The organism is Micromonospora sp. NPDC048905, assembly GCF_040649655.1.
Lineage (GTDB): Bacteria > Actinomycetota > Actinomycetes > Mycobacteriales > Micromonosporaceae > Micromonospora.
In genome coordinates, this window is the sequence record NZ_JBEZFV010000002.1 from 337524 (window position 1) to 362539 (window position 25016).

20 protein-coding genes and 1 pseudogene are annotated in these 25016 nt (G+C 70.2%); 12 read left to right on the top strand and 9 right to left on the bottom strand.

What is annotated here, in order from left to right:
- Window positions 1–328: 328 nt before the first annotated feature.
- From AB0C01_RS06375 to AB0C01_RS06385, 3 genes are all read left to right on the top strand, one after another.
- The gene (locus AB0C01_RS06375) at window positions 329–826 is read left to right on the top strand and encodes a sigma-70 family RNA polymerase sigma factor (protein ID WP_357240275.1); all 498 of its coding nucleotides are present in this window, start codon (window positions 329–331) and stop codon (window positions 824–826) included.
- 26 nt (window positions 827–852) lie between these two features.
- Window positions 853–1830, top strand: coding sequence for a hypothetical protein (locus tag AB0C01_RS06380; RefSeq protein ID WP_357570429.1), 978 nt, complete (start codon window positions 853–855; stop codon window positions 1828–1830).
- 203 nt (window positions 1831–2033) lie between these two features.
- Window positions 2034–2609, top strand: a complete 576-nt coding sequence (locus tag AB0C01_RS06385; protein ID WP_357240280.1) for a hypothetical protein — start codon at window positions 2034–2036, stop codon at window positions 2607–2609.
- Between the two features lie 232 nt (window positions 2610–2841).
- Here AB0C01_RS06385 and AB0C01_RS06390 read toward each other — a convergent pair whose 3' ends face one another.
- Window positions 2842–3696 (bottom strand): hypothetical protein, encoded by an 855-nt coding sequence (locus tag AB0C01_RS06390; protein WP_357570430.1) that lies wholly within the window; start codon window positions 3694–3696, stop codon window positions 2842–2844.
- A 368-nt stretch (window positions 3697–4064) separates the two neighbouring features.
- Window positions 4065–4739, bottom strand: a complete 675-nt coding sequence (locus tag AB0C01_RS06395) for a hypothetical protein (RefSeq protein WP_357570431.1) — start codon at window positions 4737–4739, stop codon at window positions 4065–4067.
- A 186-nt stretch (window positions 4740–4925) separates the two neighbouring features.
- Between AB0C01_RS06395 and AB0C01_RS06400 the strand changes: the two genes are divergently transcribed.
- Window positions 4926–8024, top strand: a complete 3099-nt coding sequence (locus tag AB0C01_RS06400) for a hypothetical protein (protein ID WP_357570432.1) — start codon at window positions 4926–4928, stop codon at window positions 8022–8024.
- 28 nt (window positions 8025–8052) lie between these two features.
- Here AB0C01_RS06400 and AB0C01_RS06405 read toward each other — a convergent pair whose 3' ends face one another.
- On the bottom strand, window positions 8053–8886 hold the full coding sequence (locus AB0C01_RS06405; protein WP_357570433.1) for a hypothetical protein: 834 nt from the start codon (window positions 8884–8886) through the stop codon (window positions 8053–8055).
- A 291-nt stretch (window positions 8887–9177) separates the two neighbouring features.
- Between AB0C01_RS06405 and AB0C01_RS06410 the strand changes: the two genes are divergently transcribed.
- The 5 genes and pseudogenes from AB0C01_RS06410 to AB0C01_RS06430 all read left to right on the top strand — a co-directional run bounded on the left by AB0C01_RS06410 (window position 9178) and on the right by AB0C01_RS06430 (window position 15351).
- On the top strand, window positions 9178–9702 hold the full coding sequence (locus AB0C01_RS06410; protein WP_357240295.1) for a SigE family RNA polymerase sigma factor: 525 nt from the start codon (window positions 9178–9180) through the stop codon (window positions 9700–9702).
- The gene (locus tag AB0C01_RS06415) at window positions 9699–10904 is read left to right on the top strand and encodes a hypothetical protein (RefSeq protein WP_357570434.1); all 1206 of its coding nucleotides are present in this window, start codon (window positions 9699–9701) and stop codon (window positions 10902–10904) included. The genes AB0C01_RS06410 and AB0C01_RS06415 overlap by 4 nt, the downstream gene beginning before the upstream one ends.
- A gap of 142 nt (window positions 10905–11046) precedes the next feature.
- Window positions 11047–12012 (top strand): hypothetical protein, encoded by a 966-nt coding sequence (locus tag AB0C01_RS06420; RefSeq protein ID WP_357240301.1) that lies wholly within the window; start codon window positions 11047–11049, stop codon window positions 12010–12012.
- A 128-nt stretch (window positions 12013–12140) separates the two neighbouring features.
- Window positions 12141–12877 (top strand): annotated as a pseudogene (locus AB0C01_RS06425) (ABC transporter ATP-binding protein).
- Window positions 12871–15351, top strand: a complete 2481-nt coding sequence (locus AB0C01_RS06430; RefSeq protein ID WP_357570435.1) for an FtsX-like permease family protein — start codon at window positions 12871–12873, stop codon at window positions 15349–15351. Before AB0C01_RS06425 ends, AB0C01_RS06430 begins: the two are co-directional and overlap by 7 nt.
- Window positions 15352–15492: 141 nt before the next feature.
- On the opposite strand, the gene AB0C01_RS06435 is transcribed toward AB0C01_RS06430, so the two are convergent.
- Window positions 15493–15957 (bottom strand): hypothetical protein, encoded by a 465-nt coding sequence (locus tag AB0C01_RS06435; protein ID WP_357570436.1) that lies wholly within the window; start codon window positions 15955–15957, stop codon window positions 15493–15495.
- Between the two features lie 379 nt (window positions 15958–16336).
- Complete coding sequence (locus tag AB0C01_RS06440) at window positions 16337–16540, bottom strand: cold-shock protein (protein WP_357240313.1); 204 nt, start codon at window positions 16538–16540, stop codon at window positions 16337–16339.
- Between the two features lie 591 nt (window positions 16541–17131).
- Here AB0C01_RS06440 and AB0C01_RS06445 point away from each other — a divergent pair.
- Window positions 17132–17824 (top strand): response regulator transcription factor, encoded by a 693-nt coding sequence (locus AB0C01_RS06445; protein ID WP_357240316.1) that lies wholly within the window; start codon window positions 17132–17134, stop codon window positions 17822–17824.
- Between the two features lie 74 nt (window positions 17825–17898).
- The gene (locus AB0C01_RS06450) at window positions 17899–19272 is read left to right on the top strand and encodes an ATP-binding protein (RefSeq protein ID WP_357570437.1); all 1374 of its coding nucleotides are present in this window, start codon (window positions 17899–17901) and stop codon (window positions 19270–19272) included.
- A 204-nt stretch (window positions 19273–19476) separates the two neighbouring features.
- Here the strand turns inward: AB0C01_RS06450 and AB0C01_RS06455 are convergent, their stop codons facing one another.
- Entirely contained in the window at window positions 19477–21621 is a 2145-nt protein-coding gene (locus AB0C01_RS06455; RefSeq protein ID WP_357570438.1) for an MMPL family transporter, read from the bottom strand.
- 291 nt (window positions 21622–21912) lie between these two features.
- Between AB0C01_RS06455 and AB0C01_RS06460 the strand changes: the two genes are divergently transcribed.
- Complete coding sequence (locus tag AB0C01_RS06460) at window positions 21913–22620, top strand: SDR family oxidoreductase (protein WP_357570439.1); 708 nt, start codon at window positions 21913–21915, stop codon at window positions 22618–22620.
- 38 nt (window positions 22621–22658) lie between these two features.
- Here the strand turns inward: AB0C01_RS06460 and AB0C01_RS06465 are convergent, their stop codons facing one another.
- From AB0C01_RS06465 to AB0C01_RS06475, 3 genes are all read right to left on the bottom strand, one after another.
- Window positions 22659–22994 carry a hypothetical protein gene (locus AB0C01_RS06465; RefSeq protein ID WP_357570440.1) on the bottom strand — a complete coding sequence of 112 codons (336 nt, stop codon included), beginning with the start codon at window positions 22992–22994 and terminating at the stop codon, window positions 22659–22661.
- 75 nt (window positions 22995–23069) lie between these two features.
- Window positions 23070–23711, bottom strand: a complete 642-nt coding sequence (locus tag AB0C01_RS06470) for a response regulator transcription factor (protein WP_357240673.1) — start codon at window positions 23709–23711, stop codon at window positions 23070–23072.
- 17 nt (window positions 23712–23728) lie between these two features.
- On the bottom strand, window positions 23729–24955 hold the full coding sequence (locus AB0C01_RS06475) for a histidine kinase (RefSeq protein ID WP_357570441.1): 1227 nt from the start codon (window positions 24953–24955) through the stop codon (window positions 23729–23731).
- Between the last annotated feature and the right edge of the window lie 61 nt (window positions 24956–25016).

Here is a 25016-nt window from a genome sequence, read left to right on the forward strand (position 1 = left end):
GGCCCGCAAGCCGGGCGGCCTTCGCCGCACCTTGGGCGACTGGCGGCGCTGATCGGTGGCTGCCTGTCACCTCGGGCGGTGCTCGTTTGGCGTCGGCCAGAGCCCGCCGACCCTCCCGGCACCTGGTCAGCAGTGGTGCCCTGATCACCTCCGGCACCCTCGCGGCGCAGACCGCAGAGCCTCGGTCTCCCGACGCCTGCTCCGTCCGACAGCAACTGATCGACATCCCGTCGATCAGGACGTTCACGTAGGGTTCAACCCATTTGTCACCGCTAACCTCACGATCAACTGAAGATTTTTCCGTGGAAGTAAATGGATCGGGGCGCTGATGCGTAAACCCCGTGTGGAACGAGAACGGACGGACTTCGCGGACTTCTACCAGCGGTCCCGAGACAACTGCCTGCGCGCCGTACTAGCTGGTACGGGCGATCGCGCGCTGGCCGAGGATCTGGTCGCTGAGGCGTACGCGCGGGCCTGGGCCTCCTGGCGACAGTTGAGCCAGCACCCGGCACCGGCGGCGTGGGTGGTGCGCACCGCCCTCAACATCCGGGTGTCCTGGTGGCGGCGACGCCGGCGGGAGGTGGCCCTCGACGGCCACGAGCGAGCGTCTCTCATCGAGGACGACTTCGACCCGAATGACGCTCTCCTGGCCGCCGTTCGCCGGCTGCCGCAGCGGCAGCGTGAGGTGGTCGTGTTACGTATCTGGCTCGACCTGGACACCAGGTCCGTGGCTGCGGCGTTGGGCATCTCCGCCCAAACCGTGGCCGTCCATCTGTCCCGTGCCACCGCAACCCTGCGGGGGCAGCTCGCGCCCGCAGCCCGTTAGGAGATTCGATCATGAATGACAATGAGGTGTGGGACGCGGTGAAACAAACCCTTTCCGACGTACAGATGGATCGCCCGGTCGAGGCGATCGAGCAGCGCGGCCGGGCCCGGCGACGCAACCGCCGGGTGCTCGGCCTGGCCGCTGGCGGCGGCGTCGCGGCCGTGGTCGCTCTCGCACTGGCCCTGCCGATGGCCACGGGATCCGGCACGGCCCCGGCTCCGACCGGCACGGACAATCACGCCGGGGCCGCCTCAGGGGCACCGGCAGGCAACATCAAGCTCGTGTCCCTGGCAGCCAACCTCACCGCGGACAACGCCTCGCTGCCGGGCGACGCGTCGCTGATCATCGAGAAGGTCGATGTCCGTAGGGGCACCGTGCCATCTCGCACCCGGTACCACCTGTACACCGACGGCGGCGAGTACTACTACACGGAGGCCAGGAACGAACTCCCACGGGTGATCGCTCGTGGCGAGAACCTCGGCAACGGCTTCCACACCCGTGGGGTGGCGGCGGCGCGGAACGCGGTAACCGGCGACCTCGCCGAAGCCCGAGAGCAAATGATCAACTCCGTGTACGACGAGGGAAAGCCCCCTGCCGGCGCCGAGGAAAGGCGAATGGAGATCCTTCGGCAGAAGGGGGTCGCCAACCCGTCTCCGCTTACGGATGAGGACCGGGAGTTCATCGCCGCCAATCACCTCTGGGTCAACAGCGTCGACGTGCTCTCCGCAGGGGGAGGCGATCCGAAGGTACGGGCGGGCGTGCTTCGCCTGACCTCCACCATCCCCGGTGTCACCGTCGTGGATTCGACGACCGGCGGGCAGCCCACCCTGACCATCACCGCCAAGGTGTGGACTGACGACACCCAAGAGGTGCTGATCATCAACGCCGAGAGCGGGGTACCGATCAGCGCCAAGATGGACTCCCCGGAGACGGGAACCTCCATTGCCGGAACCTTCGAGGTCTCCCGTGTGACGGTGGCCGACGTCAAGGCCGGCAGCTTCTGACCCTCGGTCCTGCACCGTGCGCGCCGTCCGCACCACGTGGACGGCGCGCACGCGTCGCGCCCACATTCGCGCCTGGTTCCGCGGCGATATCCGACATTCGGACGCCGGTGGATGCCATTCCGGTGCTGTAGGCCATCAACCCACTCGTCGACTGCGGATCTGATGCCGACCTTGAGTTGCCGCTGCATGGCACCCTTGAGCTGATGGACGCTTTCGTCTCACAGCTACCGGCACTACTGGGCGTCGTTGTCGGTGCCCTTGGCGCAGGTCTGGCAACCTTCCTGTCCAGCAGAAGCCAGTGGAAACGCAGTCAGGCCGCGCGATGGGACGATCGGCGAATGGAGGCGTACAGCGAGTTCGCCCAGGTACTCAAAGAGATCCAGGCGGTATCCCTGAAAGTCCTGGCCACGACGGTCGGTGACCGGTATCGCTCGGGGTTGGACAAAGCCGCGGCGCTACCTCGGCTCGCCGACGCCGACATCAGGCACACCCTGGTATGGGAAAACCTCCTGCTCCTTGGGGATGCCAGCACCGTCGCTGCAGCGCAAGACTGGCGAGAGGCGGTCTGGAGGCTCGAGCACCGGGCCCGTGGCGTCGAGGAGACTTCCGAGCCGCTATCCGAACTCGTTCAGCAGGCCAACACGCGACGTGACGGCTTTTATCATGCCGCGCGGCGCGGCCTTGGTGTGAGCGGTGGATCAGTCTCCCAATCCGACCGTCTCCAGCAACGCGCCGCCTCCTCCTTTGAGAGCCACAAGCCCGCGTCCTCAAACAGCTGAACACCGGGCTGGACGTAGTGACCTGCCCTTGCGCCAGCGCACAGATCACCGCCGCCACGTGCAGGGGGCCGGGCTACGTCAGCATCGCGTTGGAGCCGAGGTCCGGAAGCCGTTCCACGGTAAGCGTCTCCCGCCGTAGCCACTGCAATGCCGGCGGCACGGCCGCCGGACAGCCGACCCGGCCAGCGACGGGGTCATCGGCTCCACCAGTCTTCCACCAACGCCGACGCTCTCAAGCCTCGGCCGGCGACGCATCCACCGGATCGGGTGAATCAGTAAGGCCGGCGACCAGCAGCAGGTACGCGGTCAGTTCGACCGCCATCGTCAGCGCCAGCATCGGTTGCGGCATGGACAGGGTGGGCGTGATGCCCGCCCAGGCGAACAAGCCGCTGTCACTGCCTACCGACAGGGGCATCGCGACCATGCCAACGCTTGTGTCCATCAGCGGCAGCGCCACGAGGGCCAGCAACGTCGCGCCGATCGAGGCGAGCCGTCGACCGTGGCCGGCGAGCGCCGAGGCGAGCGCCAGCGCGGTAATCCCGAGGACCAGGGGCGGCAGGACCGCCATGCTCACGGCCATCACCAGATCGGCCACCTCGGTGCCGGCCGTTCGCCGAGGTTCAGCAGCAACGGCACGCCAGATACTGACGATACGGAAGGCCGCATAGCCGGCGATCAGCGCTGCCAGCACACCAGCGGGCACCGCGGTTTGCCGATGCCAGCCACTGCGGCGCCACGCAACGAGCAGCACCACCACCGCGACCAACGAAGGCCAACAGAGGGCGAGCCCCGACTCGAAGGCGGATGGTGCCTCCCGGGCCGAGCCGGGCACGAGCACCTTCCAGCCGTCGCCATCGCTGTCCCCAGCGGCCGGCATCGTCCGGACCGCGTCCACGAGCAGGACCGCGAGGGCTACCCCCAGCGGCCAGCGCGAAGTCGGCGATCGGCTGACCACGGCGCAAGCAAGGAGGAAACCGACGCTCAACAGCTCCGCGTAGCGCCAGACCGGACGGGCGGTCAGGACGCCTGCCACATGGACGGCGGCACACAGAGCCGCAGCAGACAGGAGGAACAGCCGCGGACGCACGGGCGCATCCTGCCACGCATAGTCGCCAACCACAGACGCGCTCTGACCACTCCCAGCCTGAGGCCTGCGTTCACTTGGCGACGAACCCTCAGCCCATGTCAACGATGTCCACCGCAGGTGCGAAGTGGCGCACCGCCGCCGCAAGGCTCGGGCGGAGCCAGCACCACCGGACGCATCCACACGTCCGGATCACTACCCCTGGCCGTCCCGGCCACGACGACCACGCCAAGCATGAGGACCGTCGCCAAGGGCGCCCCAAGCATCGCCCAGCGAAGGCGCAGGGCGTTGGCATCGTCCGGCACGCAGGCACTCTACGGGAGAGGGTGCGGCAGATCCCGACACGCACAGCTTGCTGTTCCTGGGAGTGGCTACAGCAGGTCCAGCGCCGTCTCTATCCGTGTAGCCAGTACCAGATCCATGGCGCCCTCCACGCGGACACTGACCACTGTGCTGCCGGGTGACAGCGCCAGCCGAACTACCAGCATGGGCGTGCCTGCCAGCGGGTACTCGAACCAGCCGTCGGCTGCGTCGTCGTCGGTGTCATCGAGTGCGCCGACCAGCGCCGCCTCGTCCAGATCGTCGTACGCATACCCGACGTAGACGCTGATCTGCCTGAGCAACCGAACGACGTTCTCCTCGGTCACCCATCCCTCGACCTGCGCCACGTCGTCGCGGACTGCCCTGTGCGGTGGCAGCGATCCGGGCGGCACCAACCGTTCCGATTGCGGATCGTACGAGTCGAGGCCGAACGATCCGGCCAGAACAGGCAGCGCACTCAAGTCTTCCCAGCCGTAGGGCAGGGTCAGGCCGACGAATCGATCGGCGAGCCCTGTGTCGCCCCATGGCTGCCGCCAGCCCACATCGCTGTGCCATGGCGCAATCATGTCGGCGAGGTCCGGCCATCGACGTAAGAGTTCGGTGCGAAAAGCCAGAACGCGTTCGTCCGGCACCAGACCACCGGCCTTCTCATCCGCGAGCCTGTCCGCCAGCCGGCGAGGGTCATCGGCAGCCCCAGACGGCCAGAAGCACAGGTCGTAGCTCACCCGGGCAGCGTAGACACCACGGTGGTCGGCCCGCTCTCCGCAAGATGTCCGGATGGCATCTGGGTCGCCTCGGCGTGGGTATCACCCGGCCACCCGCTGTACGAGGAGTTCGCGGTAGCCGACGGCGCTCGCCGCCTGCTTTCGTACGTCGAGGACTGACGCCGGCGGGGCCACTACCATGCGAGCGTGGCTCATGTTGTCCAGGTCCGCAGGCCGTATCCGCTGCTTGTCGCCGCAGTGGTCCTGGTGGCGCTCGGCGCGGCCACGGCCTGGGGCGTCGGCGACACGTTGGGGCTGAGCCACACCCCCGCCGACGTGCCGCACGAGAACGCTGTCGCCGCGCCGGCGCGGAAGCCCGCGCCGGTCCCGCCGTTGGCGTCCCTCGTCGTGCCCGACGAGCCGCGTCTCAGGAAGGCCGCAGCCGCCGTCGCCGACGCGGTCGTCGTCCGCGGCCTGCCCCGGCCGGTGCTCGTCCCGGCCGCGTCGAGCCCGGCGAGGTCCGCGACGACCGCGCCGGGCACCGGCACGGCGCGCGTCGCGGCCCCGGACCTGTCGGCGGTGAGCACGCTGCGGGCGGGCGTGCTGGCCACCCTCAGCGGGACGCCCGAGTCGTACCGGCTCGACGTGCGCGGCGCCGAGCTGGCCGTCCAGGGCGGCGACGTCGCGGGCGTGGCAGCCGGGATGTACCGGCTGGCCGACCGGATCCGCTCCGGTGTCGAGGCGCTCCCCGCGGCGGACGTGGGTCGGGTGGTCATCCCCCGGCTCGGCCTGCGGCTGACCGACGCGGGTTCGGTGGGGCGTGAGCCCGACCCGGCCGTCTTCGCCGCCGGTGACGACTATGGCCTGAACACCGACGTGGTCGGGTCGGCGGTGCTGCCTGGCGCGCCGTGGGTGGACGCTGGCGCGGTGGCCCGCATCGACGCGCAGTTTCGGCAGTTCGTCGACCACTCGGTGGCGCAGGGATTCAACGGAATCGTCGTGCCCGGCTTCCTGGAGTACGTCACGTTCGTGAAGGTCGGCGACGGGCGCGCGGTCTACCCGCCCGGCGACCCGCACGTCGAGCGCGCACGGGCGATGGTCGCGGCGTTCGGCCCCGTCTTCCGGTACGCCGAGGACATGGGCGTGCGGGTCTACCTGCTGACCGACATGCTCGCGGTGTCGCCCCCGCTGGAGGCATACCTGACGCGGACCGTCGGCGGCCTGGACGCGGCCGACCCCCGGCTGTGGGCGGTCTACCAGGCCGGTCTGGCCGAGCTGTTCGAGAGCATGCCGTTCGTCGACGGCCTGATGGTCCGCGTCGGTGAGGGCGGCGAGGTGTACGCCGGGACCGGCTGGGACTACTCGTCGCGGCTCGCGGTCACCACCGAAGCGTCCGTGCGCGCGATGCTGCGGGCGCTGTTGGACACCGCGGGCCGAGCCGGGAGGGAGATCATCTTCCGGACGTGGACGGTGGGCGTCGGCGCCGTCGGCGACCTGCACACCAACCCGGTGTCGTACGCGCAGGTCCTCGGCGGGCTCGATGATCCGCATCTGATCGTGTCCACGAAGTACACCCTTGGCGATTTCTACAGCCATCTGCCGCTGAACACCACCCTGCTGGCTGGCGGGCATCGCCGCATCGTGGAGTTCCAGGCCCGGCGCGAGTTCGAGGCGTTCGGCTCGCTGCCCAACGACCTCGGCCCGCTGCACCGCCAGGCCCTGCGCGCGTTCCTTGCCGCCAACCCGAACGTCGAGGGCGTCTGGAACTGGACCCAGGACGGCGGGCCGTTGCGCGCCGGACCCATGTCGCTGTACCTGCGCACGGGGTTCTGGCAGCTCTACGACCTCAACACGTACGCCGTCGGCCGGCTGGCCTGGGACCCGGACGTCGACCCGGCGCAGGTCACGGCGGACTGGGCGTACCGCACGTTCTCCGACGACCCGGCCACCGTCGCCGCGATCGGGCAGGCCATGGCGCTGTCCCGACAGGCGGTTACCAGCGGCCTCTACATCGGTCCGTACGCCGACCGGTCGGTGCGGGCGCTCGGGCTGGAACCGCCACCCATGATGTGGATCTTCGAGTGGGACATCGTGACCGGCGACTCCGCCGCGTTGGACAGCATCTACGCGGTGACCGGCGGCCGCGTCGACGAGGCGATCGAGGAGGGCACCCAGGCCGTCGCGCTGGCCCGGCGCATGCGCGACCTGGTCGCCGCCACCGAACCGGCGACCTGGCGGGACCCCGACCTGCGCGGGCGCTTCGCCGCGACACTCGACTACCAGGTCGACCTGTTCGAGACGCTGAGCGCGTACCGCACCATGGTGCTGCGACACGCGCAGTGGCTGGACACGGGTGCCTCGGCCGCCCGCCACGACTGGCAACTGGCCGCTGCGGAGTACCAGGACGCGCGCGACGCGCACCGGCAGCGCTACGGCGCCGACCTGGACCTGCCCGCGTACAACTTCACCGCCGCCGACCTCGGGGCGCGGCGCGCCGACCGGGACCCGGCGATGGCCTGGGCGGCCCGGGCGATACTCGGGTCGATCCTGCTGATGGTGCTGCTCGGCCGGTACGGGCGTGGATTCGGGGCAGCCGCCGCGCGCGGGTTGCTGCTCGGCGCGCTCCGGCCGTGGCGGGTCGCCGCGCTGCCCACGCCCATGACACGGGCAGACCGGGTGTTGGTGTGGCTCGTCCCGGCCGTGGTGCTGGTGGCGAGCCGGCTCGTGTTGACCTGGTTCGCCGCCCCGGCGCACCTGCTGGTCACCCTCGGTGGGTGGGCGCTGTTCGCCCTCGTCGTACGCCTCGTCGTCGGTCGCCGGGATCCGTTCCACCTCTGGGCCGTCATCGGCGGCGTCGCGCTGCTGCGCTGCGTACTGCTGCTGGGGGCGCTCGCCGGGCGCGGACCGGGCGGTTACTGGTTCGCCTTCTGGACGGCGCCGAGTCTGCGGGCGTCGTACGTCACCGTCGCGTTCGCGGCATTCTGCTGGCTGTTCGTGGTCGTCGCCGTGGTCCTGCGGGACCGGTACGGCCTGCGCCGCCGAAGCGCCGTCGGGCTGACCCTCACCGCCGCGGGTGTGCCCCTCGGCGTGCTGTCCGCCCTGGTCTCGGTCGTGGGCCTGGAACGCGCGCTGACGGTGTGGAACGACCAGCTCGCGCTGCTGCCCTGGGGCCTGTCCCGCATCCTCGGGATCACCGTTCACCTCGGCGTCCCCGCGCAACTCCCCACCTACACCGCCGCCGCCGGAATCGCCCTGGCCGCCGTCGGCCTGGTCCTGTCACTCGGCCGCCACCGGCAATCCAGCTGACCGCCCACTAGCGGGCCGACCGCCGTCGTCACTCGCCCCGCCACCGACTGTCCGGCGTGCGCGACGGGTCGTGGCCCAGTCCATACCCGGCATGGATTTCCACCGCGCTCACTCCCAGCGCGTCGAGCCCTCGGTTGAGCTCGCGGTGCGCCTGGAACTCCGCTGTCACGTACTGCTCGCCCTCGACCGCCGTCGCGGGAGACCAGCCGCTGCGGCCCAGTGCTGTCATCGCCGTCTGCACCGCCACCCAGGGGCGATGTCCGGTGACACCGACCAGCGCGTACACCCGGGTGATCGACACCGGCCCACTGACCTCGACGGGGCCGGGGCTGTCACAGGTCCGCCTGCCGACCCGTCCGGCGAGTGTCGTGGCCACCTCCACGGCGCGGTCCGCAGCACTGTCCGGCACGTCGACCACGAGCGCCACCCGCACCGTCGCCTCTTCTCGGACCAAGGCCCGCAGTTCGTCGGGGAGTTCCTCCGCCTCGGTTTCCTCCGCTGGGGCGGTAGCGATGTCACCGGCAGCGTCGACGTCGACCCAGGAACCGGTGTCTCGGAAACGAGCAGCCGCCTCGCGCCAGGCGAGATAGGCCGCATCGGTGCCGTCGCGCGACTCCGGCGGGGCCAGCTCACTGCCGGACAGGAACCCGCGTACGAAGTACCGGGTCTGCTCGGAGCAGTCGCCGATCTCCCCCTTCGACACCCGGGTTCGAATGCCGCGCTCCGCGCAGTAGGCGTCCATGCGGCCGGCGCCGGTGTGCGGGTTGCCATCGAGAAGGTAGTGGCGTCCGCATTGCTCAGTGTCGAACCACAGGTGCGGGTCGACGTCGGGCGGCAAGGGAGGACGAGCGGCAGAACTCATCCCACGACAGTAGGACGTACGTGTCAGGGACGGTTGCCAGCACGGACGAGATCAGTGGTAAGGCTGCTCACAGCGTCGACATAGCCATGTCCCCGGGGCGCACCGCCGCCGTCGCCACCCCAGAAGCGTCCCACTGCAACGATCGCGGGCGTGAACCTGTGTGCCAGCCACCCGGCCCGGATTCGGGTCTGAGATCGTGCTCGTCCGAGGGCAGGCGGCGCTGTCTTGGCCGGCAAAGCAGCAGCCACCGCGGGGCTGGCGTTGTTATCGGTATGAGGGATAGGTACACCCATGGACGCTGACCTCGACCGGGAGTTCAGCGATTTCGTCGCGGCCCGCTCGCACGCCCTGTTCCGGACCGCGCTCGCCCTGACTGGGCACCGTCAGCAGGCCGAGGATCTACTCCAGACGGTACTGACCAAGGGCGCCCGACACTGGGGGCGGATCCGCACCGGAAACCCAGAGGCGTACCTGCGCACCGCGCTGTACCGCCAGCAGACGAGTTGGTGGCGCAGCCTCCGCCGGGGGCGCGAGGTCAGCGCTGAACAGGTGCCGGAGGTCGCGACGACGGGCGACGCCACCGCCACCGTCGACCTCAACCTGGCGCTCAGGCAGGCGTTGGCGCAGCTCGCGCCCAAACACCGGGCGGTGCTTGTGCTGCGCTACTTCGAAGACCGGCCGGACAGCGAGATCGCGGAGATTCTGGGCTGCACCCAATCCACGGTACGCAGCCAGGCCGCACGGGCTCTCGCCCGGCTGCGCGAACTCTGTCCCAGGCTCGACATCCTCGCCACGAAGGAGGCGGTAGACCGATGAACCAGCACCTCACCAGCGCGCTCCGGACCGCATTCGAGGAACTGGCCGAGACCGCGCCGGCGCCGGTCGGGCTGGCCCAGGCCGCACTGGTCAGCGCCCGCCGGCAACGGGTCACCCGGCAGGCCGTCGGCGGTGGCTTCGCCGCGGCGATCTGCGCCGCGCTGATCGGCGTGGTCGCCGTCGTCGCCCCGATCAGCGGTACGGCCGGCGACCAGTTCGCCGATAACGGGCTGAGGCCACTCGTGGTGACCGCGTACAGCGGCATCCGCGATCCGAAAATCGATGATCCGAGCCCGAACTTTCTGTACTCGCTCCTACTGAACGCGAAGACCGGCCGGTACGACCGGGTGCCGTACCGGTATGCCATGCCATCCCCGGACGGCAGCCAGGTGCTGGTCGCGACGGGCGACAACAGTCAGCGCTATCCCACCCGGGCGGGCGTACTTGACCGGACCAGCGGGAACGTACGGTGGATCGCCGAACTCGGCAGAACCAGCCACGCCCACTTCCCCGGCTATTCGACCGACGGGCGCTGGTCGCCGGACGGGCAGCGCATCCTCTTCACCCACCTGCCGCGCACGGGTACGCCCGGCTTCGTGCTGGTGGATTCGGAGACACTCACGACAACGTTCGTCCCACTGCCCGACCTGGCCGAGCAGAACGACCAGGCCACCGGCCTGATCTGGACGCCGGACAGTAACGGGCTCGCGCTGACGCTCTCCAAATCTCTCGATGAGCCCACGGTGACCGGGATCCGCATCTACGACCTGGCTGGCAAAGTGGTGCGTACCGTTCCCGTCAGCGGCGGCCAGCTGGACGACGTCAGCTTCTTTCCGGACGGCGGGCAACTGGCGCTGTCGCCGTACTCCGATGGGGTGCGGCAGACCTCGGTCACGGTGGTCGATCCGGTCACCGGGGCGGTCCAGCACAGCGTCAAGGTGCCCCTTGCCGGCAGCCTGATCGGCTGGACGGACGACCAGCACCTGCTGATCCGCGTCTACCACGACGCGGGCGGGATACCGGCATCGGACCAGCCCGCCCCAGCCCTCGGACCAGGTGATGACGAGTACGACCGCCTGCTCGTGGTCGACCTGACCGGTCGGGTGACCCACTCGATGCACCTACCGGCCGAGGAGGCCGACCACCTCTTCATCGGCTCCTCCGCCGGCCTGCCGAGCAGCGCCGCGAAGATCACCTTCTGAGCCGTGCTGGACCTCGCCACCGTCAACGAAGTCGGCCAGACCAGCTGACAACGGTACGGCGCGGGTCGGGTCACTTCGGCGCGGCCCGCCCCGTACCGCCCATCTGCAACACACCCCCTGGCCCATCCCCCTGGAGCCTTCTATGCGCCCTCGCGTGATTATGGTGTTTGCGGTCGCGGCGATCGTTTTCGGCGGGGTCCTGCTGGTCCCTGCCGCGTACGCCAGACTCGCCACCACCCCCGATCCGACCGACTCCGCATCCGCCACCCCCACCACCCCGCCGCCCGCGCTGACCCCGCCACCGCCGCCGACCCTGGCCGCCGCACCGATATCGGTGCCGGTGGACGGCTTCTTCGCGTGGGCACTGCTGGACCGCGAGAGCGGGCAGACCGCCGGCTCGGCCAACAGTGCCAAGTCGACCAACTCCACCGAATCGATGATCAAGGTTTGGATCGTCGCGGACTTCCTGCGCCGAACGGCGGAGGCGAACAAGACGCCCTCGAACGAACGCCTGAAACAGGCCAGCCAAGCGATCCGCTACAGCTCCAACGACTCGGCCGAAGCGCTCTACAACGCTGGCGGTCGCACAGCGGTGATCAGACGGATGATCAGCCTGTGCCGGTTGACCAAGACGAGGCCGGGCACCATGCCTGGCTACGCGGGCTGGTGGAGCTTCACCGAGATGACCGCCCAAGACGCGGTACGAATGGGCGAGTGTGTCAAGAGTGGCAAGGCCGCGGGTCCCAAATGGACCGACTGGTTGCTCAAGGAGATGCGCAACGTCTGGGGCACCACCGCCAAGAAGGATCAGCAGGAGGCGCGAGAGGGTGGCCGGTGGGGCATCATCGACGGCTTACCGATGGAGATGCTCGAGAAGGACCCGGTCAGCATCAAGAACGGCTGGACCTCGCTCGACTATGACGGCAACTGGCACGTCAACTGTCTGGCCATCACCAACAACTGGGTACTCGCGGTGCAGGTGCGCTACCCGGACCAGCACGGTCTCGACTACGGCGCACGCGTCTGTGCGCGCGTCGCCGCCCAACTGGTGACCCCGCGACCGGGTGCCGCGCTGAACGTGCCCCGACCCCAGACCGGAGGGGTCTGACCGTTCCATCCACGAAGGGGCACCGGCGTCTCCCAACACGGGTGCCCCTTCCCCGTTTCGCTGGCACTACCCCAGAGACTCGCTCCCCCGAGGCTGTGCGCAGCCTCGCCGTACACCAAGGTTGCACCATGACCCGTGACGCGATCCGGCTCCGCAACGTCACCCGCACCTATGGCGCGGGCGATGGAGCAGTGACCGCATTGAACGACCTCTCCCTGTCCTTCACCGAGGGCACCTTCACCGCCGTCATGGGTCCCTCCGGATCGGGCAAGTCGACGCTGCTGCAGTGCGCGGCCGACCTCGACCGGCCGACCTCCGGCGCGGTGCTGCTCGGCGAGACGGACCTGACGACGCTCAACGAGACGAAGCTGACCCTGCTGCGCCGCGAGCGCATCGGCTTCGTGTTCCAGTCCTTCAACCTCCTGCCGGCGCTGACCGCCGAGCAGAACGTGGCGCTTCCGTTGCGGCTGGCCGGGCGCCGGCCCGGCCGCTCGCAGGTGCAGGACGTACTGGCCCAGGTCGGGCTCGCGGGCCGGGCCAAGCACCGGCCGGGCGAAATGTCCGGCGGCCAGCAGCAGCGCGTCGCGATCGCCCGGGCGCTGATCACCCAGCCCGAGGTGCTCTTCGCCGACGAGACCACGGGCGCGCTGGACTCCACCACCAGCCGCGAGGTCCTCACGATGCTGCGGGCATGGTGGACGAGCAGCGGCAGACGATCGTGATGGTCACCCACGACCCGGTCGCCGCGTCGTACGCCGACCTCGTCGTCTTCCTCGCCGACGGCCACCTCAACGGCGAGCTCGCGGCGCCCACGGCCAAGGCCGTCGCCGCCCGGATGACCCAGATGGAGACCGCCGCGTGCTGACCGTGACCCTCAGCACCCTGCGGTCCCGCTGGGTGACGCTCGTCGGCACGTTCGTCGCGCTGGCGCTGGGCGTGGCGCTGATCGCCACGATGGGCCTCGGGCTCGCGTCGACCCTCGACGCCCCCGACCAGAAGCCCGAGCGCTTCGCCGGAGCGCCGGTCGTGGTGCGCGGCGCCGACGAGCTGCGGGTGCCCTCGCCGATCGGTGATCGCACCCAGCCGCTCGCCCAGCCGCGCGGCGTCGCGCCCGAGGTCGCCACGGCGCTCGCCGCGAAGGCCCCCACGGTCGCCGACCGGTCGTTCCCCGTACGCGTCACCGGACCCGACGGCGACGACGCCGGCCTGGTCGGGCATCCGTGGTCGATCGCCACGTTCGGCGGATACCGGCTGACCGCCGGGCACGAGCCCCGCAAGCCCGCCGAGGTGGTGCTCCCCGGCGACGCGTCCCTGGTCGGCACGGCGGTGCCGGTGCGCACCCCGGCAGGGCTGAGCACGCGTACGGTCGCCGGCGTGGTCGCGCCGGCCCGCTTCGAGGAGGCGATCTTCTTCGCCGACGCGGAGGCCGCCAAACTGTCGCCGCGCATCGACCACCTGGTCGTGCAGGCGGCGCCCGAGATGGTGCGTACGGTGCTCGGTGCCGGCTCGGACGTCCAGGTGCTCACCGGCAGCGACCGGCGCAAGGCCGACCCGGAGCCCGACCGCGACCGCGACGCCCTCATCGCCATGAACGCCCTGCTGGGCACTGCGGGCGGCGTCACCACGTTCGTGTCCGTCTTCGTGGTGGCGTCCACCTTCGCCTTCGCCGTCGCCCAGCGGCGCCGCGAGATCGGGCTGATGCGCACCGCCGGCGCCACCCCGCGGCAGGTGCGTTCGATGTTGTTCATGGAGGCGATGGTGGTGGGCGTGCTCGCCTCGGTCGCCGGGTGTGTGCTGGGCTCGTACGGCGCCCCGTGGCTCGCGAGCCTGCTCGTCGACGAGCAGCTCGCACCCCCGTGGTTCACCATCGGGGCGTACACCTGGCCGTACCACGTGGCGTTCTGGACCGGGCTGCTCGTCGCGCTCGGCGGGGTCACGGTCGCCACGGTGCGGGCGGGGCGCATCCGTCCCGTCGAGGCGCTGCGGGAGGCCTCGGTGGACACCAGGGCCATGACGCTGGGGCGCTGGATCTTCGGGGCCGGCCTGCTCGCCACCGGGCTCGGCATGCTCGTCTGGCGGCTGCTCACCGACCCGGGCGAGGCGCTGCACCGCAAGACGTACGCCACCCAGCCGATGCTGCTGATCACCGCGGTGGCGCTGCTCGCGCCGATCCTCGTGCGGCCGCTGACCCGGCTGCTCGCGTGGCTCCCGGCCCAACTGCCCGGCGCCACCGGCATGCTGGTGCACGAGAACGCGGCCGCCGGCGTGCGGCGCACCGCGGCGATCGCGGCGCCCGTGCTGGTGACCGTGGCGCTGGCCGGCTCGCTGCTGGGTGCGACGGCGACCATCAACGAGGCGAAGGCGACCGAGATCCGGGAGCAGACCCGCGCCGACCTGATCGTGCAGGCCGACGACGCCGCCGGGGGTTTCGCCGCCCAGACGGTGGCGCAGGTCCGCCAGGTGCCCGGAGCCACGGTCATGGCCAGCGCCGCCACCGCCGTCTACCACCTCGAGGAGGGCACGGCGCTGATCCGCTCGGACGCGCAGGCCGTCGAGCCGGGCGAGCTCACCGGGGCGCGCAAGCTGCCGGTGCGGGCCGGCGACATTGCCGACCTCGACGACAGCAGCATCGTCGTCAACGAGGAGTGGGCGCAGCACACCGTCGGCGAGCAGGTCGACGTGTGGCTCGGCGACGGCACCAGGACGTCGCTGCGGATCGCGGCCGTGATCGCCGCCGGCACCGGCAACAACGGCGTCTACGTGACCCCGCGTAACGCGCCGGGGGTTCCGCCGGACCGGCTGGAGGTCACCTGGGCCGCGGGCACCGACGCGAGCGCCGGGACCGCGGCGGTCCGGGCCGCCCTGCAGCCCACCGCCGCGGGTGTGCAGACTCGGGCGGAGTGGATCCGGTCGGAGTACCCGAGCAACAGCCGGCAGACCCGCGTCGGCTACCTGGTGGTGCTCGGCATCGCGCTGATCTACACCGGCATCGCGCTGGGCAACACCATGGTGATGGCCACCTCGGACCGGGTACGCGACCTCGCGGTGCTGCGCCTCGCCGGTGCGACGAAGCGGCAGATCCTCATCCTGGTCGCCGTGGAGGCGATGACCGTCGTGGTGGTCGGCGCGGTGCTCGGCACGATCGTGACGGCGGTCAACATCCTGGGCATCTGGGGCTCACTGGCCGCCCTGTCGGTCTGGTCCAGCGTGGTGCTGCCCTGGCAGACGCTCGCGGCGACGCTGGGGGCGTGCGTGGTGGTCGCCGTGGTCGCCTCCGTGCTCCCCGCCGCCGGCGCGCTGCGCACCCGCCCGGTGGAGCTGGCCGGCGCCCGTGAGTGAACGCCGCCGCCCGGCCCCGACCCCCAGGCAACCAACAGGGCGTGCTGACCTGCGCCCTCATGAGCACCTAGCTGCGGAAGCCTTCCACCGGAGTCATAGGCGTCCACCGCTGCTCGTTCCCTTCGTCACCCAGATAGTCACTCAGCCGTTGCTGGGACTAGAGATTCCTCGTTCCGCAAAGGACGCAGCGACGTCGTCGAAGACCCTGACGGCAAGCTCCGGCTGCGCGACGGCATCCGACAGTGGTAGCTCCAGCTGGGGGTCGTACCCGGGTAGGCCCGTGACCGCCTGGACGGCTTCGCCGATCCGATACATCGCCGTGACGATCGCCCGGGCATCTCCACCTCGGTACCAGTAGGGAACCGTGATCCCAGCCTCTTCTGCGTAGTAGCTGACCTGGATACCGGTCGGCTCGTGAGTCAGCTCGTAGTTGTGGGCCCCCTCGAAGACGGAGACCTCACCGAGCACCTGCCGCGCCGCCGCCACCAGTCGGGCCCAAGCCTCGCCGCTTGGACGCTCGTCGGTGTCGGCCGCCTCGGCCGCCTCCAACGCGTCATCCCAGGACTGGTCGTCGCTTCGGGGCACGAAGATCAGGTCATAGCTCATGGCGATGGACCGTACATCCCACTGGGCTCTCCGGGGAGGGGTGCCGCACCGTCAGTTTGTCCCCGACGACTCTGTCGCGCCGTCCGTGCCGTGCGTGAAAATCGGCGGTGGTCGCCCGCCGACGTCGAGGTTCCTTGGACCTTCGAGTCCGTCAGTTTGTCTGCGCACCGCCACTATTCCCAGCACGGTAGCGACCAGAACGGCCAGCACGAACAGGACCTCGAACATATGGTCGGGGTACGGGGGCCATCGTTGTTGAAGTCGATCGAGTAGATGCAGTCGGTCGGCCCCGTTAGTGCCGAGACACAGCAACGTCGGTTGGCTAAACGCCAAACGGCGGCCCGCTGAACCAGTCGGGCCGCCGCTCACAGAATGTGGATCAGAGCGGGCGGATGTTCTCCGCCTGCGGGCCCTTCTGGCCCTGGGTGACGTCGAACTCCACCTTCTGATTCTCGTCGAGGCTGCGGAAGCCGCTTGCCGAGATCGCAGAGAAGTGGGCGAAGACGTCGACGCCGCCGTCGTCCGGGCTGATGAAGCCGAAGCCCTTGTCGGCGTTGAACCACTTCACGGTACCTGTAGTCATGTCTGCTCCTCGCAGGCTGTCAGAGACCGCAATGTGCGGACCCTTACGCCGCCGCGTTGATCACCCGCGTCGAATCGACACGAAAAACGAAAAGCGCCTAGATGGGTTTCAGATACCCCATCAGGCGCCGGATAACGTCTACGGAAATCAAAACTGCAACTCGGCTACCGTAGCACATCCGTCGCCGATCCCACGGCAGCGCGTGGGCCTGGCCCCTCATCTGCTTGCCCATCCCGCTCGGACGGCACGTTGACCGGGTAAAAAGCGCCGATTCGTCAGCGCACCAGACGCGCTCCACTTCGGATCCGCCGAAGAGGTATCCACGGAGGATGCGATGCTCGCCTGCGCGCCGCCGGAACGCCGATCGTCAGCGCCCTGGCCCACCCCGGTCTCACCCGCACCAACCTGACTCCGCGTGCCTGGGAACACCGTGGCCGATTCGGGCGACTGATCGCGTCGGCCGGCCTGCTGTCAACTCAGCCGGTGGCGCAGGGCGCGCTGCCGGCGAGAGTGGCGACGGTTCTAATCCTGGCTTCAGGTTGATCAGGGAGGATGAGCGGCAAAGCATCGACTGGAAGGGGGCGCGCCGGCGTGCGGATCATGATCGCGGATGATGACGCGGCCATCCGTGAGTCGCTGGAGCGGGTTCTCCAGGTCGAGGGTTACGACACCAGCACCGTCGCCAACGGTCTCGCCGTGCTCGACGGGGTCGGTGGGGCCGGCGGTGACGCACTGGATCTGCTGATCCTCGACGTGATGATGCCTCGCCTCGGCGGGTTGGAGACGTGCCGGCGGTTGCGGGCGGCGGGTCGGGATCTGCCGGTGCTGATGCTGACCGCCCGGGATCAGGTCTCCGACCGGGTCGCGGGGCTGGACGCGGGCGCTGACGACTACCTGCCCAAGCCGTTCGCCACCGAGGAGTTGCTGGCCCGGGTGCGGGCCCTGCTGCGCCGGCGCACGCCGGCCGACGGGGAGTCGCAGGTCCTGTCGTTCGCCGATGTCCGGGTCGATCCCGACAGGTTCGAGGCGTGGCGTGGCGGGCGCCCGCTGCGCTTGACCCGGACCGAGTTCTCCCTCCTGGAGGTCCTCGTGCGCAACGCGACCCGGGTGTTGACCCGCGACGCGCTGTTCGAGGCGATCTGGGGCTTCGACATGAGCGCTACCGCCAACAACCTCCAGGTGTATGTGAGCTACCTGCGCCGCAAGATGGAGGCCGAGGGTGAGCCGCGATTGATCTACACGCTGCGCGGCCTGGGATACACGTTGCGCGAGACTCCTCCGTGAGCAGGCCCGCCGGCCGGGTACCGCGCCGGCTGACCCGATGGTGGCGCCGGCGGTCCCTGCGGACCAGGCTGACGGTGATCGCGGCGACGGCCATCGCGGTCAGCGTGTTCATGGCCTTCCAGGTGGCCAGCGAGCTGCTGGACTGGGAGCTGCGGGACACCGCCGAGGGTCAGCTACGCGCCGACTCCCGCGTCCTGGCGACGGACGCGGAGCGCGCCGGTGTGGCGCAGGTTCAGCTACCGCCGTATCCCGGGTCCGGTCGGCTGGTACGGGTCATCCTGCCCGACGGCTCGACCCGGACGCCGGTCGGCCAACCCGCGCTGCCTCCGGTCAGCGGGCACGCCGGGCGCGTGGCGCAGGGCGCGTCGGCCGACCTGATGGAGACGAACGACAGCGACGAGGACGGCTACCACATTTACACACTGCGGGCGGGCGACGGCGCGGTCCAGGTGGCCCGCGTGGCCGACGACAGCCCGATCAACCGGTTCGGGTTCGGGATGTTGGTGATCGGGCTGCTCTGCGTGGTTGGCGGCGCCCTTGTCGGGCGGACCGTGGCGCGGGCCGGGCTGGCACCGATCGACCGGCTGACTGCCGCAGCGGTACGTGTCGCGCACACCCGGGTTCTCGACGCCGACATCCCGGCTGAGGGCGGTGGGGAGATCCGGAGGCTGATCCAGTCGATCAACGAGATGCTCGCCGCGCTCCGGGACTCCCGGCGGGCCCAGCGGCTGCTCGCCGAGGACGCCGCCCACGAGCTCAAGACCCCGCTCACCAGCCTGCGCCTCAACGTCGAGCTGCTGATCCGGCTCGATCGGCGCGGCACCCTGGACAACGCACTCTCGGCGGAGAGTCGGACCCGGTTGCTCAACGATCTCGGCGCCCAGGTGGCCGAGTTGAGCACCCTTGCTACCGAGCTGACCGAGGTGGCGCGCGGTGACGTCAGCGACGAGAGCACCGAGCTGCTCGACCTCGCCGACGTGGTGGTGGCCGCCGCGACCCGGGCGCGTTCCCGCGTGCCTGACATCGAGGTCGCGCTCGACGTGACCTCCGTGTGGGTGAGCGGGCGTCCCGCTGCGCTCCAGCGGGCGGTGCTCAACCTCATCGACAATGCCGGCAAGTGGTCCCCCGCGGACCAGCCGGTCCAGGTCCGGCTGCGTGCCGAGGGCGCGTCGGCGGTGCTCGAGGTCGACGACGCCGGGCCGGGCATCGACGCAGTCGACGTACCGCGGGTGTTCGACCGGTTCTACCGTGCCGACAGCGCCCGGGGGTTGCCGGGATCCGGTCTGGGGCTGTCGATCGTGCAGCGGGTCGTCAACGCCCACGGCGGCCGGGCCGCTGTCGCCCGTTCCACACGCGGTGGCGCGCTGCTTCGTGTCGACCTTCCGGCCGCGGCCCCGCCCGCCCCGATCGCGCGCCGCACCGCCGGGGAGGACACCGCGGCGCGTTGACCCCGTCCCGGCGGTGCGGCCCAGGACAAGAGACGGCCGCCTTCGGGCATGACCCCGCGCCGTTCACCTTCGGGGCCGGACACCACAGTGCGCGACCCCAGGCCAGGTGCGTCGCGCAGGACCGGAGGGCGGCGGCCGTCGGACCCACGAAAGGACACGGGACGGGCTGGGTGCCCGTCCCGGATCTCGTCCGTGCCGCCGCGCTCACCGTTTCAGCGCGGGCTCCTCCTCGCCGGCGAGCGTGTGTCGACCGATCGGTGGCCCTGCCGCTGCACGGGACAGCCGGCTCGGCCACCAGATCCGCCGGCCGATCAGGAGGGTGAGGGCGGGCACCAGGACCGACCGCACCAGCAGGGCGTCGAGCAGCACGCCGAAGGCGACCAGGAACCCGACCTGGATCAGCATCACCAGCGGGAGTGTGGCGAGGACCGCGAACGTGGCCGCCAGGACCAGCCCCGCCGAGGTGATGACGCCACCGGTGGCGGAGAGGGCTTTGAGCATGCCCTCTCGGGTGCCGAGCCGCACGGTTTCCTCCCGGGCCCGGCTGGCCAGGAAGATGTTGTAGTCGACGCCGAGCGCTACCAGGAACAGGAATGTCAGCAGCGGCACCGAATAGTCGATGCCCTCGAACCCGAGGATCGTGTCGAAGACGAACACGCTGCCGCCGAAGGCCGCCGCGAACGAGACGACCACGGTGGCCATCAGGACCAGCGGGGCCACGATCGCGCGCAGCAGCAGCCCGAGGACGATCAGGACGACGGCGAGCACCAGCGGGATCACCCGCTTCTCGTCGCGGCTGGTGGTCACCTCGGTGTCGAGGTTCTCCGCGCTCGGCCCGCCGACGATCGCCTCCGCCCCGCTCACCGCGTGCACAGCGGTGCGCACACGCTTGATCGTGTCGTACTCCGCGACGGTGTCCGGCGCGTCCGTCGGGAACACGGAGATGTCGGCCCAGCCACCCTTGGTCTGGCCCGGGATGGCCATGGCCACACCGCGGGTGCCCTTGACGATGTCGAGCACTCGCTCCTGGTACGCCGGCCGCGTGAAGATCGTCATCGGCTGGCCGCCGAGCTCCGGGAAGTGCTGGCGGAGAACGGTGAAGCCGGTGACCGACTCCGGCGCGGACAGGAACTGGTCCTGCTCCCGCAGGGCGCCGGTATTGCCCCCCAGCCCGAGGGCGAGCACGCCGAGGACTCCGAGCGAGCCGAGCGTCGCCACCCACCGTCGGCGGCTGATGGCGGCGCCAAGCCGTCCCCACAGCCCCGGCTTCTGCTCCACGGCCGTGCTGAAGCGCGGGATGGTCGGCCAGAAGATCCGCCTGCCGAGCACCATGAGCACCGCCGGGAACAGCGTCAGCATGGCCACCAGCGCGCACAGGATGCCGGCCGCGCCGATTGGGCCCAACCCGCTGGTGCTGTTCAGGTCCGCGACGAGCAGGCAGAGCAGGCCGGCGATCACGGTGGCCGCGGACGCGACGATGGCCGGCGCCGCGCCGCGTAGCGCGTGGACCATCGCAACCCTGACGTTCTCGTGGTGGTGCAGTGCCTCCCGATACCGAGCGATGAGCAACAGCGCGTAGTCCGTGCCGACGCCGAATACCAGGATCGTCAGCAGCGCCGAATTCTGGTCGTTGACCACGATGCCGAAGCCCTTGACGAGCAGGTAGACGGTCGCCATCGCGGTCAGTGCGGCCGCGCCCACGACCACGAGCGGGATGAACCACAACACCGGGCTTCGGTAGGTGAGGATGAGCAAGAGCGTGACGACGACGACAGTGGTGAGGAAGACCTGCAGGTCGATGCCGTCGAAGACAGCGTCCATGTCACCGTCGATCGCGGCCGGGCCGGTCACGTCGAGTTCCAGGCCGGTGGGGCGGTCCTTCGCGGCGTCGCGCAACGGGCCGACGATGGCCTCCGGTGCGCCGTAGGTCGTGCTCACGTCGAGGGTGAACATCATCGCCTTGCCGTCGGTGGAGAGTCTCGTCGCCGGGCCCTCGTCGTCCTCGCCGGCCGCCACCTTCGGCGGGTACCGCTCGGCAAGGGTGTTGTGGTGGCGCTCGACCGTCGCGCGGTCGGCGTCGGTCATCCCGCCGGCGCGGTGGTACACGAAGACGAACGTGTTGTCCTCGCCGCCGGGGAGACTGTCCTCCAGCACCGCCACCTTGGTGGACTCGGCGCTGGCCGGCAGGGTGTCCACGGCTCTGTCGGTGGTGACCGAGCTCAACTTTCCGCTCAACGGCACCATTACCGCCGCCAGCGCCACCCATAGGCCAATCACCAACCACGGCACCCACCGGCCTGCCAACCGACCGGCCGGCGCCTCCCTGGGCGGCGCTGCGTTGACTGACATCAATAGCCTCCTGGCGGGTTGCGTCGCTTGTCTGAGGCCAACTTCGTACCGAGCGAATCTGAGACGACCGTTAATCCGGTGATCAGACCGGTCGGCAGGGCCCAGGCGACACAGCCGTCAAACCGGGTGAGCAACGCGGCAGGGCTCTCGTGCGGGTGTCGAACGGCCCTCCGGGAGTAGTACCGCGGTACCACCTCCCTCCCCTGAGCCGAGCGCCGCTGACACGGGCGAGCGTGATTCACCTCGCACAAGTTTGCCCCTGACGTCAACGTGAGGTTTTAGCGTGGCGATATGCACATCAACGGCTCAACAGCCCTCGTGACCGGAGCTAACCGCGGCCTCGGCAAGGCCTTCGCCGAGGCCCTCCTCGCCCGGGGCGCCACCGTCTATGCGACCGCCCGCCGCCTGGAAAGCATCGACATTCCCGGTGCCATCACGCTCCAGCTGGACATCACGGATCCCGCGTCCATCGAGGCCGCCGCAGGCAAGGTGGGCGACCTCGACATCCTCATCAACAACGCCGGCACCTCCACCGAAGCCCCGCTGCTCGGCCCCTCCACGGAGAACATCCGCCGCGACCTCGACACCAACTTCTGGGGCACTCTCAACGTCACCCGCGCCTTCGCGCCCAGGCTGGCCGGCGGCGCCATCCTCAACGTCATCTCGGCGCTGAGCTGGTACACCTTCAGCCCCGGCAGCAACGGCTACGCCGCCTCCAAGGCCGCGGAGTGGTCCCTGACGAACGGCATCCGACTCGAGTTGGCCGACCAGAAGACTCTGGTCACCGCCCTGGCGCTGGCGATCGCCGACACGGACATGATGGCGGGCTTCGACATCCCCAAGCTCGCGCCCCACGAGGTGGTCGCCCAGGCCCTCGACGGACTGGAAGCAGGCAAGATCGAAGTCATCGCTGACAAGCCCACCGCCAACGTCAAGGCCTCCCTCTCCCGCGATCCCGCCGACTTCTACGCCGACATCACCGGCAATCTCTTCGCCTGACTTCACCGGTAATCCGCCTGCCGGAGTAAGCGGCCTGGTCAACGGGCGTACGCCCGGCGGTAGCCCGGATTCTCACGAAGCCGGGCTGCCGCCGGACCGCCGCAGGGGTGCGGACGTCGAGCGAAGCCATGAAGATCGTGCTCGACTTCGTGGTCTTGAAGCTGGCGCCTCCAACGGCCCTCGACCACCTCGCGTAGGTAACCCTCGCGGGCAGGGCGGATACACGCCTCGACGATGTCCTCATGGTTGTAGCCGTCATCGGCGGTCTCGTCGAGGAACCAGCGAATGCGCCACGCGTCGAGTGCTTCGACCGCGCGCCCGAGGACGGGATCGGTGACCAGGTCGACGTCGACTTCGACCAGCTCCAGTTCCACGCCCCCGACGCACGCGGCACCCGCGGTCCGGCCGATCCGATGGCACGCCTGACAGGCGTGCTCGATCCCGTTCGGTCAGCCGCGAAGGTAGGTGAGAACGGCCGACACCCGGCGGTCCGAGTGCGGGTCGAGGGGGAGCTTGGCGAAGATGTTGCCGATGTGCTTGCGCACCGCGGCCTCGCTGACGAACAGCTTGCCGGCAATCGCGTGGTTGGTGTGGCCTTCGGCCATGAGCGCCAGCACCTCCAGTTCGCGTTCGGTGAGGCCGGCGAGCGGACCGTCGGTGTGCCGGCGGACGACGAGCTGGCGGACGACCTCGGCGTCGATGACCGTGCCGCCCGCGGCGACACGGTCGACGCTGTCGAGGAAGTCGCGTACGTGCCCGACCCGGTCCTTGAGCAGATAGCCGATGCCGCCGCCGGGGGCGGAGTCGAGCAGCTCGTCGGCGTAGGCGTCGGCGACATAGGCGGACAGCAGCAGGATCGCGATGCCGGGATGGGCGGCTCGGATGGTGGCCGCCGCGCGCAGGCCCTCGTCGGTGTGGGTGGGTGGCATGCGGATGTCGGTGACGACGAGGTCGGGGCGGCAGTTGGCCGCGTACGTGAGCAGGGCCGGCGCGTCTGCGACGGCCGCGACGATGTCGTGGCCAGCGCGTTCGAGGATTCGGACCAACCCTTCGCGGAGCAGGGCCGCGTCCTCGGCGACCACGATGCGCAGTGCCTTCGGCGGCGGCGTCAGTGGATCGGGCACGTCATCCTCACCTGGGTCGGGCCGCCGGCGGGGCTGGTGATGTGCAGGTCGCCGTCGAGGGCGTCGAGCCGGGCGCGCAGTCCGGCGAGGCCGGTGCCGGCCTGCGGGTCAGCGCCGCCGACGCCGTCGTCCACCACCGAGACGATGAGTGCGTGGTCCTCGGTCCACGCGTGCACCTGTGCCGATCGGGCCCGGGAGTGGCGGGCGACGTTGGTGAGGTTTTCGCTGACGAAGAAGTAGGCCGCGGCCTCGACGGCCGGGGGAAGCCGGCCGTCGAGGGCGAGATCGAGGTGGACCGGGACCGGTGACCGACCGGCGATCTCGTGCACGGCCGCGGCGAGACCATGGTCGGTCAGTACCTGGGGATGGATGCCCCGGATCGTGGTGCGCAGGTCGGCGAGGGCCTGTTCGGCCTGCTGATGGGCCTCGCGCACGAGGTCGAGGCCGGGGCCGTCGGTCAGGTCCAGTTCGGCGCTGCCCAGTGTCATGGTCAGCGCGACGAGGCGCTGTTGGACGCCGTCGTGGAGATCGCGCTCGATCCGGCGGCGTTCGGTTTCGAACGCGTCGACCAGCCCGCTTCGGGAGCGGCGCAGCTGCTGGACCGCTTCGGCCAGTTGGGCTTCGGGCGGGTCCAGCAGGTGCCGCACCAGGGCGGCCTGGCCGCAGGCCAGCGCGGTGACCGCGTACGCCAGCAGGACGAGTGTGAGGATGCCGGCGAGCACCGCCAACCACGCCTCACCGGTGTTGCCCACCCGCCACCCGGCGACCTCGACCACGTCGTGACGGACCAGCACCGGAGCGAGGATCAGCACGACCGCAGCCGTCAGCAGCACCACCACCGCGGCGTCCACGAGCCAGAACAGCGTCACCAGCAGGACCGTGGCGCCCGTCTCCGGCCAGGCCACGCGGCCATGTTCCCGATCGCGCGGCGCAGGTAACCGGCTCACCGGCCGCCCGGGAAAGATCAGCTGGAGCCGGCGCCGCTCGCCCGCGGCGGCGAGGTGCGTGAGCGTCGGAAGGCCGGCGAGCACGAACAGTCCCGCGACCACCACGATCGTGGCCACGCCCACTGTGAGTACGACGAGCAGGAGGATCAGCCAGCCGAGACCGATGGGCACGGTGGTGGCCACGTACGCGAGTGAGCGCCACGGCCACACCGACGCCAGAAACCGCGTGGGGCGTCCCCGTACGGCTGTCCAGGCATCATCCACGTGCCCAACCCTACGGTTCGCACCGGCCGGGCGGGGTAGCGTGCGCGCTACCCCCGAAGTC

Excerpts from the sequence above, each read along its gene's own strand:
- AB0C01_RS06375 (WP_357240275.1), top strand. The coding sequence starts at position 329 with ATGCGTAAACCCCGTGTGGAACGAGAACGGACGGACTTCGCGGACTTC.
- AB0C01_RS06385 (WP_357240280.1), top strand. The coding sequence starts at position 2,034 with ATGGACGCTTTCGTCTCACAGCTACCGGCACTACTGGGCGTCGTTGTC.
- AB0C01_RS06405 (WP_357570433.1), bottom strand. The coding sequence starts at position 8,886 with ATGAGTTCTGCCGCTCGTCCTCCCTTGCCGCCCGACGTCGACCCGCAC.
- AB0C01_RS06410 (WP_357240295.1), top strand. The coding sequence starts at position 9,178 with ATGGACGCTGACCTCGACCGGGAGTTCAGCGATTTCGTCGCGGCCCGC.
- AB0C01_RS06415 (WP_357570434.1), top strand. The coding sequence starts at position 9,699 with ATGAACCAGCACCTCACCAGCGCGCTCCGGACCGCATTCGAGGAACTG.
- AB0C01_RS06420 (WP_357240301.1), top strand. The coding sequence starts at position 11,047 with ATGCGCCCTCGCGTGATTATGGTGTTTGCGGTCGCGGCGATCGTTTTC.
- AB0C01_RS06435 (WP_357570436.1), bottom strand. The coding sequence starts at position 15,957 with ATGAGCTATGACCTGATCTTCGTGCCCCGAAGCGACGACCAGTCCTGG.
- AB0C01_RS06440 (WP_357240313.1), bottom strand. The coding sequence starts at position 16,540 with ATGACTACAGGTACCGTGAAGTGGTTCAACGCCGACAAGGGCTTCGGC.
- AB0C01_RS06455 (WP_357570438.1), bottom strand. The coding sequence starts at position 21,621 with ATGTCAGTCAACGCAGCGCCGCCCAGGGAGGCGCCGGCCGGTCGGTTG.
- AB0C01_RS06460 (WP_357570439.1), top strand. The coding sequence starts at position 21,913 with ATGCACATCAACGGCTCAACAGCCCTCGTGACCGGAGCTAACCGCGGC.